Genomic DNA, 13,932 nt, shown 5'->3' with positions numbered 1-13,932 from the left:
TGATCGAGGGGCTGGTGACGGGGGCGCGCCAAGCGGACAATACGGGGCATGCCGCGCCCTCCCCTGCTCACCGGCCCCGACGGCCCCTCCGGTCCCCCCGCCCCGGCGGCCGCCGCCGTCCCCTCCCGCCCCGGGCGGGCCGCCGCCCGCTACCGGCCCCGGCTGGCGGCGCTCGCCGCCGGAGCCCTGCCGGTGCTCGCCTTCCCCGCGCCCGGGGTGGCGGCGCTCGCCTGGGTCGCACTCGTCCCCGGCCTGCTGCTGATGCAGCGCGCGCCGGGGGCGCGCGAGGCGGCGGTGCGCGGCTGGTGGTTCGGCGCCGGGTTCATCCTGACCGGGATGTCCTGGCTGCTGTCCTCCGTCGGGCCCGCCCTGCCGCTGATCGCCGTGGTGTTCGGCTCGCTGCAGGCCGGGGTGGGCGTCGCGGTGTGGCGGCTGCTGCGCCCGCCGCTGACGGTCCGCCGGGCGCTGCTCGCGCCGCCGGTGGTCGCGGCGGTCTGGCTGACCACCGAGTACGCGCGCTCCTGGCCCGCGCTGGGCGGGCCGTGGGCGCTGCTCGGCGCCACCCAGTGGCAGCACCCGGCCGTCCTGGCGCTGGCCTCGGCGGGCGGGATCTGGCTGGTCAGCGCCGCCGTGGTGGCGGTCAACACCGCCGTGCTGGTGCTGCTCACCGCCGTCGACCCGCGCCCCCGGGCGGCGGCCGCGCTGCTCGCGGCGGCGGCGCTGGCGGCCGGGCCGCTGCTGTTCGCGCTGCGCCCGGCGCCCCCGGCCACCGCCGCCGGGGAGCCGCGGGAGGTGCGGATCGCGCTGGTCCAGCCCGGCATCGTCGAGGATCCTCAGGCCCGCTTCGAGGCCAGTGCCCGCGCCACCGCCGCCCTGGTCGGGCAGCAGCCGGTGGACCTGGTGGTCTGGGGCGAGTCCAGCACCACCGCCGACCTCGACCGCGATCCGGCGGCGCTCGGCCGGCTGCGCGCGCTGTCCGCCGCGACCGGGGCCGGCCTGCTGGCGGGCGAGGACGCCCGCAAGGCGGACGGGCGGATCTCCAAGGACGCCGTGCTGGTGTCGCCGGACGGCGTGGCCGACCGCTACCGGAAGATCCGGCTGGTGCCGTTCGGCGAGTACATCCCGCTGCGCCCGGTGCTCGGCTGGATCGCCGGGGTCAGCCGGGCGGCGGGCGAGAACCGGGCACCCGGCAGCGGTCAGCACCTGCTGCCGACCGTGGACCGCTCGGGACGGCCGCTGCCGGTGGGCGCGCTGATCTGCTTCGAGTCGGCGTTCCCCGACATGGCCCGCACGGCGGCCCGGGACGGCGCCCGGGTGCTCGTCTACCAGTCCTCGACCTCGACCTTCCAGCGCAGCTGGGCGCCGGAGCAGCACGTCTCGCTGGCCGCGATCCGGGCCGCCGAGACCGGGCGGCCCGCCGTGCAGGCCTCGCTCACCGGGGTGTCGGCCGCCTTCGACGCGCAGGGGCGGGAGCTGGCGCGGCTGGGCACCGACGACACCGGCGCGCTGGTGGTGGACCTGCCGCTGACCGCGCCGGCCACGTCGACCTGGTACCTGCGGGTGGGGGACGTGGTGCCGCTGACCGCCGTCCTGGTGACGGCCGGGGCCGCGGCGGCCGCCGTGCGCCGGCGTCAGCCCGCTCCCCTGGTCCCCGAGCGGAAGTAGAGGCCGAACGCCGCGCCCACCGGATCGCGCAGCACGGCGATCCGCAGCCCGCCGCCCGGCAGGTCGGCGGGCGCCACCAGCACGGTCGCGCCGAGGTTGCCGGCCCGGAACGCCGAGACGTCCACGTCGGCGACCGAGAAGTACGGCAGCCAGTGCGGCGGCACCTGCGGCGGGAAGTCCTCGCCCATGGCCAGCATGCCGCCGAAGTCGCCGTCGCCCAGCCCCCACTGGGTGTACGGCCCGGCGGGGCCGGCCGTCCAGCCGAACACCGCCGGGTAGAACGCGCGGGCGCCGTCCGGGTCCCGGGTGAGCAGTTCCACCCAGCCGAGCGCGCCGGGCGCGTTGAGCACCTCGGCGCCGCGCAGCCGGCCCGCCTGCCAGAGGCCGAAGACCGCGCCGGACGGGTCGGCCGCGATCGCGAACCGGCCGTAGTCCAGCGCGTCCGTCGGCTCCACGACCAGGGCGCCGCCCGCCTCCACCACCCGGCGGGCGGCGGCGTCGGCCTCCTCGACCAGGAAGGACACGCTCCAGGCGGTGGGCCGGCCCTCGCCGTAGAGCGGGGCGACGGAGGCGGCCACCGCCCCGTCCAGCCTCATGAACGTGTAGCCGCCGGCCTCGGGGCGTTCGTCGGGCTCCGGCTGCCAGCCGAACAGTTCGCCGTAGAACCGCTGGGCCGCCGCCGGGTCGGCACTGCCGTGCTCGACCCAGCACGGGCCGCCGGTGGTCACCGTCCGCTGCTTCATCGTGCCCTCCCTCAGCCGATCTCCAGGACGACCTTGCCGCGTGCGTGCCCCGACTCGACGAGGGCGATCGCCTCGGCGGCGCGGGACAGCGGGTAGCGGCTGCCGATGTGCGGGTCCAGCTCGCCCGAGGCCACGAGTCCGGCCAGGGCGGCGAGGGTCCCGGGGCTGGTGGAGCGGGTGATGTAGCGCCCGCCGAGTTCCTCGGCGGTGGTCGGGTCGACGGTGGACACCAGCCGGGAGCGGTCCTCCAGGGTCACCGCGGCGGCGCGGGCGTCGTTCCCGCCGACCAGGTCGAGCAGGCCGTCCACGCCGTCCGGCGCGGCCGCCCGGATCCGGTCGGCGACGCCCTCGCCGTAGCGGATCTGCACCGCTCCCAGCGACTCGACGTACCCGCGGTTGGCGTCGCCCGCCGTGCCGACGACCCGGATGCCGCGGCTGCGGGCGATCTGGGCGGCCGCGCTGCCGACGCCGCCGGCGATGCCGAGGATCAGCAGGGTCTGCCCGGCGCCCACGCCGACGTCGCGCACCGCGTCGTCGGCGGTCGCGGCCGCCACGGGCAGGGTGGCGGCCTGCTCGAAGCCGGCCCCGGCCGGCTTCAGCGCACTCGACGCGGCGGCCAGCAGCGTCTGCTCGGCGAACGCGCCGGCCGCCGCGATGCCGAACACCTCGTCGCCCGGGGTGAACCCGGTGACGCCGGGCCCGACCCGCTCGACCACCCCGGCCGCCTCGGAGCCCATGACGGCGGGCAGCTCGCGCACCTGGCCGATCCAGCCCCGGCGGACCTTCCAGTCGACCGGGTTCACCCCGGCCGCGCGGACGGCGACCGCCAGCTGGCCCGGGCCGGGCTCCAGCACCGGCCGGTCCAGGAACTCCTGAGTCTCCGGCCCGCCGTAGTCGACGAACCCGAACGCCTTGGGCATCCCCGCTCCACTCTCCGCTCGACGGCCCCCGCCCCAGCATGCGGGCGGGGGCCGTCGGGAGGGCGTTCCTGCTACGCCGAACGGACCACGGGTATCCAGAGTTCGGCCTCGGCCTCCTCGCCGCCGGGCAGGACGTTCACCCGCAGCATCTCCGGGCCGGGCCGGAACTCGTACGGGTTGGACGGGAACCACTGGGTGAAGACGTCCCGCCACAGTTCCTGCAGCGCCCGCGGGTACGGCCCGGTGTTGGCGAACACCGCCCAGCTGCCGGCCGGGACCTCGCGCACGTCCAGGCCCTCCGGTGCCTCGGTACCCGCTCCGGTCACCACCGCGTGGTAGTAGTCCAGCGGGACGCCCTCCTCCCGGTGGTCCGAGAAGACCTCGGTGACCGCGACGATCCCCGTCGGCTCCTGCTCCGACAGGGCCGCGATCCGGCCGATCTCCTCCCGCCCGAGGCCCCTGACGAACGCGGCGATCGCCGGGTTGACCCCCTCGCAGACCAGGGGGACCCGTGCCCGCCGGCCCACGATCCGGAACGCCGACCTCTCGACAACGCGGTACTTCATGCTGCTACTCCCTTCGACGACGAGCCGGAAGGACATCCGGGGCTGGGAGACCAGCACCGCACCGGAGCGCCGGGCCTCGCCGGGGCCGACCCCGTGCATCGCCCGGAACGCCCGGGCGAAGGCCTCGCCCGAGCCGTAGCCGTGGCGGACCGCGACGTCGAGCAGCGTCCGCTCCCCGGCCAGCACCTCCGCCCCGGCCAGGGTGAGCCGGCGGCGGCGCAGGTACTCCGACAGCGGCATCCCGGCCAGCGCCGAGAACAGCCGCCGGAAGTGGTACTCCGAGGTGACCGCGATCCGCGCCAGTTCGGCCGGGTCGACCGTCCCGTCGAGGTGCTCCTCGACGTACTCCATGGCCTGGTTCAGCCGGTCCAGCATCGGTCCCCGCCCCCGTCCTTCCTTCTGACGCTCCTCACCGTAGGCGGGCGTCCACCACCCGGACCCGACATCCCGTGCCCGCTCCGGTCGGGTGACCTGCGCGGTGTCCCGACAGAGCGCCGCCTCCCCGGCCGGCACGCACTGCGGCCGGCCGGGGAGGCGGTGTGACGACCCGGTGTCAGATCAGGCCCTGCGCCAGCATCGCGTCCGCCACCAGCTCGAAGCCGGCGATGTTGGCACCCAGCACGTAGTCCCCGGGACGGCCGTACTTCTCCGCGGTGGTGTAGCAGGCGGCGTGGATGTTCCGCATGATCGCGGCCAGCCGCTCCTCGGTCCGCTCGAAGGACCACACGTCGCGCGAGGCGTTCTGCTGCATCTCCAGCGCGCTGGTGGCGACACCGCCGGCGTTGGCCGCCTTGCCCGGACCGAAGGCCACCCCGGCCTCCAGGAAGACCCGGACCGCCTCCGGCGTGGTCGGCATGTTGGCGCCCTCGGCGACCGCCCGCACCCCGCCGCGGACCAGCGCCAGCGCGTCCGCCTCGTCCAGCTCGTTCTGGGTCGCGCAGGGCAGCGCCACGTCCACCGGGACGCTCCAGACGCCGGTGCCCTCCTGGTAGCGGACGTGGCTGCCGCGCTGCTCCGCGTACTCGGTGAGCCGGCCGCGCCGGACCTCCTTGATCTCCTTCAGCAGGTCGAGGTCGATGCCCTTCTCGTCCACCACGAAGCCGGTGGAGTCGGAGGCCGTCACCACGGTCGCGCCGAGCTGCTGGGCCTTCTCGATCGCGTAGAGGGCGACGTTGCCGGAGCCGGAGACGGAGACCCGCAGGCCGTCCAGCTCCTCGCCGCGGGCGCGCAGCATCTCCTGGGTGAAGAGCACGCAGCCGTAGCCGGTGGCCTCGGTGCGGGCCTGCGAGCCGCCCCAGCCGATGCCCTTGCCGGTCAGCACGCCCGACTCGTAGCGGTTGGTGATGCGCTTGTACTGGCCGAACAGGTAGCCGATCTCCCGGCCGCCGACGCCGATGTCCCCGGCCGGGACGTCGGTGTGCTCGCCCAGGTGGCGGTGCAGCTCGGTCATGAAGGACTGACAGAAGCGCATGATCTCGGCGTCCGAACGGCCCTTGGGGTCGAAGTCGGAGCCGCCCTTGCCGCCGCCGATGGCGAGGCCGGTCAGCGCGTTCTTGAAGATCTGCTCGAAGCCCAGGAACTTCACGATCCCGAGGTTCACCGAGGGGTGGAAGCGCAGGCCGCCCTTGTACGGGCCGAGCGCGCTGTTGAACTCCACCCGGAAGCCGCGGTTGACGTGGATCCGGCCCTGGTCGTCCGTCCACGGCACGCGGAAGATCACCTGGCGCTCGGGCTCGACGATGCGCTCGACGATGCGGGCGTCGGCCAGCTCGGGCCGGCGCTCCAGGACGGGGCCGAGGGTCTCCACGACCTCGTGCACGGCCTGGTGGAACTCGGGCTCACCGGGGTTGCGGCGGAGCACCTCGGCGTAGAGCGACTCAATGGCGGGGTTCCCGGCGTCGTGGGACGCAGCGGGCACGGGGGTAGCCGACATCTTCTGAGGACCTTCCATGGTCTGAAGCGACAGACAGGGCGCCTCCCCCGTCGTCCCGGGGGAAAGGCACCGGCGGTCCCCTCGCCATTGAGGGCGTCACGGCGCATTGAACACCAGCGCGGCAACTCCTGGACCGCTCGCGCGCGCACAGTCTCTCACTGCCACCCCCCGTTTGTCCGCCCCTACCCCCCCGGTTTCCGTCCGGCAACCCGTTCGTGAGCTGCGCCGACCCTTCGGGGACGCCCCGCGGGAAGGTTGTTCAAATTGGAACTACCTAGTACCGTCGGCAGTCGAGCCCCACCCGAACCGCCCGTCACGAAAGGCCCCCGCCATGCCGCAGGTGCAGCCGCCGCAGCCGCAGAACGATTCCCCGGGGGCCGACGGCGCCGCCCGGGTGCGGGCGCGGGTGCGGATCCCGCTGGCCTTCCCGGACGGGTACCGGGCGCAGGCCGAGGTCCTCACCTTCCACGGGCTGGCCGACGGGGCGGAGCACCTGGCGCTGGCGCTCGGCACGGTGGACGCCGGCGCGACGCCGCTGGTGCGGCTGCACTCGGAGTGCCTGACCGGGGACGTGTTCGGCTCCGCCCGCTGCGACTGCGGGCCGCAGCTGCGCGAGGCCGTCGAGCGGATCGCCGACGCCGGCGGGTACCTGCTGTACCTGCGGCAGGAGGGGCGCGGCATCGGGCTCTACAACAAGCTGGACGCCTACGCCCTCCAGAGCGCGTAACCAGACTGCTACCTCCCCGGGTGCGGGTGCGCGCCGCTGACCGGAGAGTGAGAGCATGGCGCGCACGGCAGACGATCAGGTCCGGTACCTGGACCTTCTCCTGCGGAAGTCGCAGATCGTCCGAGGGACGGCAGCCCGCGACATCCTGTCCCTGAAGTCCCAGGAGACCCGGGGCCGTGCCTGGGGTAAGCGGAACGGCTACACGATCCGCCGGATCTACCGCGAGAACCTGTCTGCCTACAAGCCGGGCGTAAAACGGCCGGACTTCGAGGCTGCGGTTCACGCCCTGCTCGAAGGCGAATCGCACTGCCTCTGGGCGTACGACTCCTCGCGGTACAGCCGCAAGGGCGCGGGCGACGTTCTGAAGATCCTGGACAGCCCTGGCAAGCGGCTGGTCTTCGATATCAACGGGCTCGACACCGAACGTCCCGAGGACCGTCGCCGGATCATTGAGGACGCCGAGCGCGACCGTGAGTACAGCCGTGTCCTGTCCGAGAAGGTACGAGACACCAAGGCCGAGCAGCGCGACGCGGGCAAGTGGCTCGCCACCGTGCCCTACGGGCTCAAGGTCACGAAGAAGCGGAAGCTCAAGGGCAACAAGTGGTGGCCGGTCATCGAGCGCATCCACAACGAGGCGGCCGAAGGGAAGTCACAGCGGAAGATCGCAGCCGGGCTCACCGCAGACGGGTTCACCGCCCCTCGGGGCGGCCACTGGCGGGCTACCACCGTCGGCAAGATCCTCCGCAACCCCGTCTATTTGGGCTGGCAGGTGGTGACCGTCAAGGGTGCACCCGTGATCTACCGGAACGCCAAGGGGAAGAAGGTGCGGGTCTTCGCCAAGGGCTTCGAGGGCATCTCGCAGGCTGTCTGGGACAAACATCGCCAGACGGCTGCCGGAGTCCAGCGGCCGGCGGGCTTCGGCACCGATCGCGCGGACGAGCAGGCCCCTGCCGAGAACAGCCCCGCAGCGGGCTTCACCTGGTGCGCCGGAGGTGGCTTCGAGGAGGAGACGGGACACCGCGCCATCTCGAACGGAAACGCCTTCCGTTGCTCGGACAACCTTGCCGGGATTCCCTGCCCCGCTCCCTGCACCGCTACTCGGAGCGGCGTCGTGCGCGTCGTTCTGGCGGAGTGGAAGAAGCGACTCGCGGAAGCGAACCCGCTGGACCCGACCATGCTCGCTGTGAGTGAGCGGTGGGTTGCCCTCTCCCACCCGACGGAGAGCGAGGCTGAGTCCGAGGCGAGGGGCCAGCTCAAGGTCGCCGAAGAGGCCGTCGCCAGGCTCGACCGCCTGAATGCGGCGGGGGCATACGGCGGACGTGACGGCGAGAGCACGTTCGTCACGCTCCGGCGTGCTGCGGTGTCCGATGTGGAGACGGCACGGAAGGAGTGGGAGAAGGTGGCTCAGCCTCTCGGGGACATCTCCGTGCTCACCGACCCCGTCCGCTGCGCGGAGCTTTGGGACTCCTCAACTGACACGTTCCGCGGACAACTCCTGCGACTAGCTATCGACAAGGTCTTCATCCGGAAGGCCGACTACACCGGCCAGCGGGTGACGCCGCAGCGCATCGTCATCGAGTGGGCCAAGCCGCGCGGATGGAAGCCTCCGAAGAAGAAGCAGAAGGTGGAGTCCGGAGCCGGCAAGTCCTGAAATGCAGAAAGGGCCCCCGGTCAGCACTGTGCAACCAGTGCCGGCCGGGGGCCGAGGTGTTGGTCAGGGGGTGGTCACCATCCGACGCTCTCTATGTCGGTGGAGAGGTCCAGCGCCACGTGCTCCGGGAGAGGGACGACCGATCGGGTGATCTGACCGGGCGCGTGGTGCTCGGTCTCGATCACGATCACGCGCTCGCCTGCGGGGGTGCGGGCCTCGTAGGCGCGGGCGGCCTGGTGGACGACGGCGTGGACCACGGGGACGCTCACGCCGCACCCTTCAGCAGGTAGTTCGCCATGGCGATCTTGGAGGCGACGCCGGAGTCCGGGCCGAGCAGTTCGGAGGCGCGCAGGAACGCGCGCTCGCGCTCGGCGGTGCCGGGCTGCGGGAGCATCGTGTCGGCGAAGGTCGGCGGCTGCGGTGCGGGGTAGGCCGGCGGGGCGGGCGGGTACTCGGTGACGATCGGCTGCGGGGCGGTGAGCTGGTCGGCCAGGACCGGCTGCGGGAGGGCGGAGGGCGAGGTGGAGCCGCCGGCCGTGAGGTAGGGCTGTCCGGCCTGGCGCGCTTCCTCGGCCTGGCGGGCGGCCTCCATCTCACCGAGGCGTCGCGCGGCCTCGGCCTCCTCCTGGCGTACGCGCTCGATCTCCAGCGCGGTGGCGCGGGACTGGGCGGCGGCCTGGACGAGGGTGTTGCCCAGGGACTCGGCGACCTCGGGGTTCAGGTAGATGGAGGCGGTGGTCTCACCGCAGTGGACGAGCAGGCCGATGTCGCCCTCGCCGTCCACGTGGGTGCGGGCGAAGTCGCGGGGGCCGTCGTACTTGCAGGGGAACCGCTGCTCGTCCAGGTGGACGGTGTGCTGCTCAGGTGCGGTCGTCATCGGTGTTCTCTCCGGTGGGCGGGGTCAGGTAGTTGGCGATGCGCAGGACGGCGCTGACGCGGGCTTCGAGCGGCTGGTCCTGGTAGCCGCGCTGGTTGGTGGCCATCTGGGTGACGGTCTGCTGGGCGAGGGCCAGCGCCTCGGTGCGGGTCACCGCTTCTCCCAGTGCGAGTCGATGCCGAACAGGGGCGGCGAGGGCTGCCGGTCGTACAGTCCGCCGGCCGCCGTCGGCTTCCGCGCGGAGACGCGTTCGGCCTTGGCCTCGCGCTCCAGGACGCTGGCCTGGCGGGCGAGGTAGGCGGACAGCTCGCGGCACTGGTCGGCGTTCAGGCGGGCGGGGCGGCCGGTCTCGGCCCCGACGGACAGGGCGAGGACGCCGTGCATCCGTTCGTTGCGCACGCCGACGACGGAGCCGAGCCGGACAGTCAGGGTGGCCTTGTGCTCGGTGGTCTCGATCATGGGGTTCTCTCTCTCGGTGCTCAGGTGAACAGGCCCAGGAAGGCGCGGACTTCGCGGGCGCTGTGCCCGCTGTCGTAGCGGACGGTGTGGCCGTCGCTGGTGATCTCCAGGCCGTAGGCGTCGCTGTCGCCGGGGTGGGCGAGGACGCGCAGGTGCGCGCCGTCGGGCAGCTCGTAGGTTCCGACCAGGGTCTTCATCGCGCGTTCCTTCCGTGGGTGTTCGGAGGGATTGGGCCGGGGCGGTTAACAACCCGGCTCACGCGGCGGCCCGCAGCTTCTTCACGGCCCTGGACCACGTCGCCTTCACGGTGCCCGGCGTCTTGCCCAGGGCCTCGGCTATGCCGGTCGCGTCGAGCTTCCCGGTGTCGGTGAGCATCGGGGGCTCGCCGTCGAACCCGAAGGCGAGCCGTGCGATGGCGGACTCCGTCGGGGACATGGTGGCCAGCAGCTCCGCGGCCTTCACCTCGGCGGCTGCGGCGAACCGGGCGCTGGTCTCGGCCTCGGTGTCGCGGTCGATGATCGCGCCTGTGGCGTGCTTGCCGCGCTTGGCCCCGGTGACCTTCACGCCCTTGCAGCGCACGGCGTCGCGGGAGATCTCCACGGGGTTGTGGGCCAGAGAGGGCTGGAGGGTGGTGCACCAGCCCTCGGTGGTGGCCGCGCCGACGACCGGCCGGCCGTCGGTGACCTTCAGGTGCAGGCGGGCGGCACGCGGGGTGGACCCGAGGGTGGTGTTCTCCACCAGGTGGTCCGGACTCTGGGAGGGCAGGGCTTCGAGTGCGATCTCGGAGGCGGCGGCGATCGGCAGGGGTCGCACGAACGCGGCGGCCACCAGGTCGGCCCGCTCGGGGGTGAAGCGGCGGCCGGCGTCGGGGTGGTTCACCAGCTCGTCCTTGGCGGCCTCCACGTCGCCGTTGGAGCGCTTGAGGGCGCCCATGAACGCGCCTGCGGCGTCGCGGGGTGCTGCGGGGGCGATCTCGCGGGTGGCCGCCGCGCGGCCGTCCATCTTGGCGCGCTGGAACGCGTAGCTCGTGAACTGCGCGGTGTTGGGGCCGTTCACGTCCCATGAGTGGATCGCCCGCCAGAAGGAGAGGCGCATCTCCTGGGCGATGTCCTGGGCGGCCTGCTGGCTGTCGCCCTCCATCTGCTGGGCCCGCTTGCGGGAGACGGACCGGGCGATGCCCTCCAACTCGCTCAGGATCTCCTCGGTGGCGACGCGGCCCCGGTCGAGCTTGCCCATGCCGGTCAGGGCGGTCAGGGGCTTGGGGGTCTGGGCGAGGGAGATCAGGGCGGGCGTGATGCAGGACGAAGGCATGGTGGTTCCTTGGCATGTACAGAACAGAGAGGTGGGCGTGCGGCATCAGCGCGCGGCGGGCCGCAGGAGGGCATGGCGAAGCCACCGGCCGGCACTCGGGCCGCGCCAGGGCATGAAGAAGCCCCGGCTGGCCAGTGGCCGCGTCGGGGCATGGAAAAGCCCCTGCCGGTTCGGGTCAGCCGAAGGGCAGGGGCGGGTGGCGGCCTGGCGTCAGGTCAGGCCGCGGTGACTCCCGGAGCGCTTCGGCGAGTTGCCGGTCGATCCGAGAGCGTCAGACGTCGCGAAAACAGGGCCATGCAGCGCGCCAGGCGCGTGAGCAGGGCCCGCAAGCCGCGCGTGCGGCGAGACGGGGGGCGGGTGACCTCATGGGCGTGCAGGTCAGCTAACGAGTTCAGCATCTGGCGGATGTGACCGCACCCGATGTCCTCGGGGGCGAGTTCAGCCAGGCTCAGGCCACTTCCGTCGGTCACTCCCATGGCACGGCGAACTGCCGCCGCCACGGCCGGAGTGATGGTTCGTGCGACCTCCCGTCGAGCGCGGCCGATGCGGCGCAGGTGCCGATGGGCACCGCCGGAACGGGACCATCCTCCGCGCCGCATCGTGACTCCTGGTTATTGGCCGCGCATCCTCCGGCGCGGTCTGACGGGGTGGAGCATAAGCATGTGTCCGATGTGTGCTCAAACGGTAGAAGTGGGGTGAATAGAGTCTTTCGTCCTGATCATGGCTATTACCTGGGCATTCATAGGTAAAGGGCAGTTAATGTGACCTCTGCCTCATTTGCCGTGTTCGCGCAGGTAGGAAGCTCCCCGGTCGAGCCGGGCGGAGGAGTCGCCGAAGTGGCCGAGCGCGGCGTTCTCGCCCCTGCACAGCAGTCTTCTGACGGCCCGTCCGTGCGGCTTGTCGTGGTCGTGGTCGACCACCAGACGGTCTCCGACGGCGGCCCGCTGGCCGCAGATCGCGCACCGCCACCGCTGACTGCGGCCCATCCGCTCGTAGTCACTGAGTGTGATCCCGTAGACCCGGCGGAGCCGGGCGTCGCGGCGCTTGCGGATCACCTGCGGGTCGCGGTTGGCCCGATTGTTGGCCGCGCGGACGCAGGCCCGGCAGACGTTCGCCCGCCCGTTGGGGGCGCGCTTGCGCTTCCCGAACTGGGCGAGGGGTTTCTCGTCGTCGCACACCTCGCAGAACTGGGTGTACGCGCTCTCCGGCTCACGCGGCATAGGCCCACTCCTCCGGGAGGCTGTAGCCGTCGGCCCAGCTCGGGCCGTAGACCTCGGCGTCGGTGTCCAAGGGGACGCCCAGCAGCGTCATCTTCATGGCCTCGGCGACGGCGCGGGCGACGTCCGCGGCCTCCTTCTTCGGGGCGGTGCCCACGACCTCGTCGTGCACCCACATGGTGAGGTGGTCTGACAGACCCTGGTCGTCCATCTTGATCAACGCCTGCCCCATCGTGTCGCGGGCCGTGCTCTGGCAGGCGTAGGCGACGGACTTGTACAGCTTGTCCCGGTCCAGGTGGAGCCGCCGGCCGGTGACCGTGGTCATCGTGCACCGCTCCGCCAACGCGATCCGCTGCATCTTCCGCGCCCACCGCTTGATCCCGGGGAACGCCCGGCCGTACCGCTGGAGGGTGTCCCGCATGACGGCGACCTCCTGACCGGTCTGCTTGGCCAGGGTCGCGGCACCGCCCTGGTAGGCGGTCCCGAGCCCGGCAATCTTGGCCAGGGTCCTCTGCGCCTTGGTGTAGTCCGCGCCGAACATCAGCGTGGCGGCGTAGCCGTGGAGGTCGTGGCCGTCGGCGATGGCCCGGGTCATCCTGGACTCGCCGGACAGGGCGGCCAGCACCCGAAGCTCGACGGCCTGCTGGTCGACGCTGAAGTAGACGTTCCCCGGCTCTGCGACCACGCAGCGGCGCACCTCCCACCCGTGTGAGGGGAGCTGGGCCATCGCGGGGTCGGAGTGCGAGGCGCGGCCGGTCTGGGCGCCCAGCGGGTTGATCTTCGGGTGGATGCGGTCGAAGGGGTCGCGGTTGTTCAGCATCGCCTCGGCATAGCTGGTCGACCACTTCCCGGCCCTCTTCGCCCGCAGCACGGCATCGGCGAGAAGGTTGGGCTCGCGCATGCCTAGCCGCTGCCAGTCGGGGTCAAGGTCGGCCAGCGGCAGCAGCACCTCCTTGGCGACCGACAGTGCGCCGCTGTCGGTCTTCTCGGTCAGCCGCTCGCCCATGCCGAGCAGCGCGCCGGCCACCTGGTCGGGACTGTTCACCGAGGAGACCCCGAAGCGCTCGGCCACGGCGGAGAACCGCGCCTTCTCCCGGCCGAGCCTGCCGACCAGGCCCTCGGTGTACTCGGGGTCGATCAGCATGCCCTTGCGCTGGAGCTTCGCGCAGACCAGGGCGAGCCGGTGTTCGTATGGCAGCAGTGCCGAGCGCAGGCCCTCGGCCTTGAACCGGTCCAGCAACTTGGGCAGCAGCCGGGCGACGAGCAGGGCGTCGAGACCGGCGTACAGCTCGTAGACGTCGTGCGAGAGGCTGATCCGTGCCCAGCCGTTCTCCTTGGTGAGCCCGAGCCCGTTGAAGACGCGCGTCAGGTCGTTCTGGGTGTCGGGCGCGCTGGGGTCGACGTACCAGGCCGAGAGCGGTTTGAGCGAGAGGCCGACGCCGCCCTCGTAGTCGTGGCGGCTGTCGAGCAGGTGGGCGGCCACCCGGGAGTCCTGCGCCCGGGGGTAGAGGTCTTCGAGCGGGATGCCCAGCTCGTTGTCGACCTTCAGCGCGTCGAAGGCGAGGTTGTGCGCCACCAGGTTGGGCAGCGCGGCCAGGGCCTCGATCGCCGCCTCGCGGAAGGGGCCGCCGAGTTCGACGGGGATGACGTAGGCGGTGTGGGTGTCGGCGAACTGCGCCAGGCGTATTCGGTCCGTCCACGCCAGGCCGGTGGTCTCGGTGTCGAAGCCGATCAGCGTGCCGGCCGCCGCGTGGGCGGTCCACCAGGTGCGGAACTCCCGCAGGTCGTCCGGTCGTTCGGCGACCTTGATCGTGACTGGCTCTCCGGCCAGCCGGTACGGGTGAACCCGCATGTGCTCTTTTC

At 72.6% G+C, this 13,932-nt stretch carries 14 protein-coding genes and 1 pseudogene; 3 read left to right on the top strand and 12 right to left on the bottom strand.

Annotated features, from left to right (window positions below; genetic code table 11):
• Window positions 1–48: 48 nt before the first annotated feature.
• Window positions 49–1,665 carry an apolipoprotein N-acyltransferase gene (gene lnt / locus ACFXAM_RS04315; RefSeq protein WP_380287468.1) on the top strand — a complete coding sequence of 539 codons (1,617 nt, stop codon included), beginning with the start codon at window positions 49–51 and terminating at the stop codon, window positions 1,663–1,665.
• Here the strand turns inward: lnt and ACFXAM_RS04310 are convergent.
• The 4 genes from ACFXAM_RS04310 to gdhA all read right to left on the bottom strand — a co-directional run bounded on the left by ACFXAM_RS04310 (window position 1,632) and on the right by gdhA (window position 5,827).
• Window positions 1,632–2,408: a VOC family protein gene (locus ACFXAM_RS04310; RefSeq protein ID WP_380287467.1), complete on the bottom strand. Its 777-nt coding sequence runs from the start codon at window positions 2,406–2,408 to the stop codon at window positions 1,632–1,634. The two genes, lnt and ACFXAM_RS04310, sit on opposite strands and share 34 nt — an antisense overlap.
• An 11-nt stretch (window positions 2,409–2,419) precedes the next feature.
• Window positions 2,420–3,328, bottom strand: coding sequence for an NADP-dependent oxidoreductase (locus ACFXAM_RS04305; RefSeq protein WP_380287466.1), 909 nt, complete (start codon window positions 3,326–3,328; stop codon window positions 2,420–2,422).
• A 71-nt stretch (window positions 3,329–3,399) separates the two neighbouring features.
• A complete protein-coding gene (locus tag ACFXAM_RS04300) occupies window positions 3,400–4,269 on the bottom strand; it encodes a GyrI-like domain-containing protein (protein WP_380287465.1) in 870 nt (289 codons plus the stop codon).
• Window positions 4,270–4,447: 178 nt separating this feature from the next.
• Complete coding sequence (gene gdhA, locus ACFXAM_RS04295; protein ID WP_380287464.1) at window positions 4,448–5,827, bottom strand: NADP-specific glutamate dehydrogenase; 1,380 nt, start codon at window positions 5,825–5,827, stop codon at window positions 4,448–4,450.
• A 331-nt stretch (window positions 5,828–6,158) separates the two neighbouring features.
• Between gdhA and ribA the strand changes: the two are divergent.
• Window positions 6,159–6,545: pseudogene (ribA, locus tag ACFXAM_RS04290) on the top strand (GTP cyclohydrolase II RibA); the annotation flags it as partial.
• A gap of 64 nt (window positions 6,546–6,609) precedes the next feature.
• On the top strand, window positions 6,610–8,205 hold the full coding sequence (locus ACFXAM_RS04285) for a recombinase family protein (protein ID WP_380287463.1): 1,596 nt from the start codon (window positions 6,610–6,612) through the stop codon (window positions 8,203–8,205).
• Window positions 8,206–8,279: 74 nt separating this feature from the next.
• Here ACFXAM_RS04285 and ACFXAM_RS04280 read toward each other — a convergent pair whose 3' ends face one another.
• The 8 genes from ACFXAM_RS04280 to ACFXAM_RS04245 all read right to left on the bottom strand — a co-directional run bounded on the left by ACFXAM_RS04280 (window position 8,280) and on the right by ACFXAM_RS04245 (window position 13,921).
• Window positions 8,280–8,474, bottom strand: a complete 195-nt coding sequence (locus tag ACFXAM_RS04280; RefSeq protein WP_375956709.1) for a hypothetical protein — start codon at window positions 8,472–8,474, stop codon at window positions 8,280–8,282.
• Window positions 8,471–9,082: a hypothetical protein gene (locus ACFXAM_RS04275; RefSeq protein WP_380287462.1), complete on the bottom strand. Its 612-nt coding sequence runs from the start codon at window positions 9,080–9,082 to the stop codon at window positions 8,471–8,473. The genes ACFXAM_RS04280 and ACFXAM_RS04275 overlap by 4 nt, the downstream gene beginning before the upstream one ends.
• Entirely contained in the window at window positions 9,066–9,236 is a 171-nt protein-coding gene (locus tag ACFXAM_RS04270; protein ID WP_375956703.1) for a hypothetical protein, read from the bottom strand. The genes ACFXAM_RS04275 and ACFXAM_RS04270 overlap by 17 nt, the downstream gene beginning before the upstream one ends.
• Window positions 9,233–9,541: a hypothetical protein gene (locus ACFXAM_RS04265; RefSeq protein WP_375956701.1), complete on the bottom strand. Its 309-nt coding sequence runs from the start codon at window positions 9,539–9,541 to the stop codon at window positions 9,233–9,235. The genes ACFXAM_RS04270 and ACFXAM_RS04265 overlap by 4 nt, the downstream gene beginning before the upstream one ends.
• 20 nt (window positions 9,542–9,561) lie before the next feature.
• Window positions 9,562–9,738: a hypothetical protein gene (locus ACFXAM_RS04260; RefSeq protein WP_375956698.1), complete on the bottom strand. Its 177-nt coding sequence runs from the start codon at window positions 9,736–9,738 to the stop codon at window positions 9,562–9,564.
• 58 nt (window positions 9,739–9,796) lie between these two features.
• The gene (locus ACFXAM_RS04255; RefSeq protein WP_380287461.1) at window positions 9,797–10,852 is read right to left on the bottom strand and encodes a hypothetical protein; all 1,056 of its coding nucleotides are present in this window, start codon (window positions 10,850–10,852) and stop codon (window positions 9,797–9,799) included.
• Between the two features lie 773 nt (window positions 10,853–11,625).
• Window positions 11,626–12,072 (bottom strand): endonuclease domain-containing protein, encoded by a 447-nt coding sequence (locus ACFXAM_RS04250; RefSeq protein WP_375956693.1) that lies wholly within the window; start codon window positions 12,070–12,072, stop codon window positions 11,626–11,628.
• Complete coding sequence (locus tag ACFXAM_RS04245) at window positions 12,062–13,921, bottom strand: DNA polymerase (RefSeq protein ID WP_375956690.1); 1,860 nt, start codon at window positions 13,919–13,921, stop codon at window positions 12,062–12,064. Before ACFXAM_RS04245 ends, ACFXAM_RS04250 begins: the two co-directional genes overlap by 11 nt.
• Window positions 13,922–13,932 lie beyond the last annotated feature (11 nt).

The organism is Kitasatospora sp. NPDC059462 (genome assembly GCF_042749955.1).
In the GTDB taxonomy this organism is placed as follows: domain Bacteria; phylum Actinomycetota; class Actinomycetes; order Streptomycetales; family Streptomycetaceae; genus Kitasatospora.
This window is presented reverse-complemented; position numbering and strand designations above follow the sequence as displayed.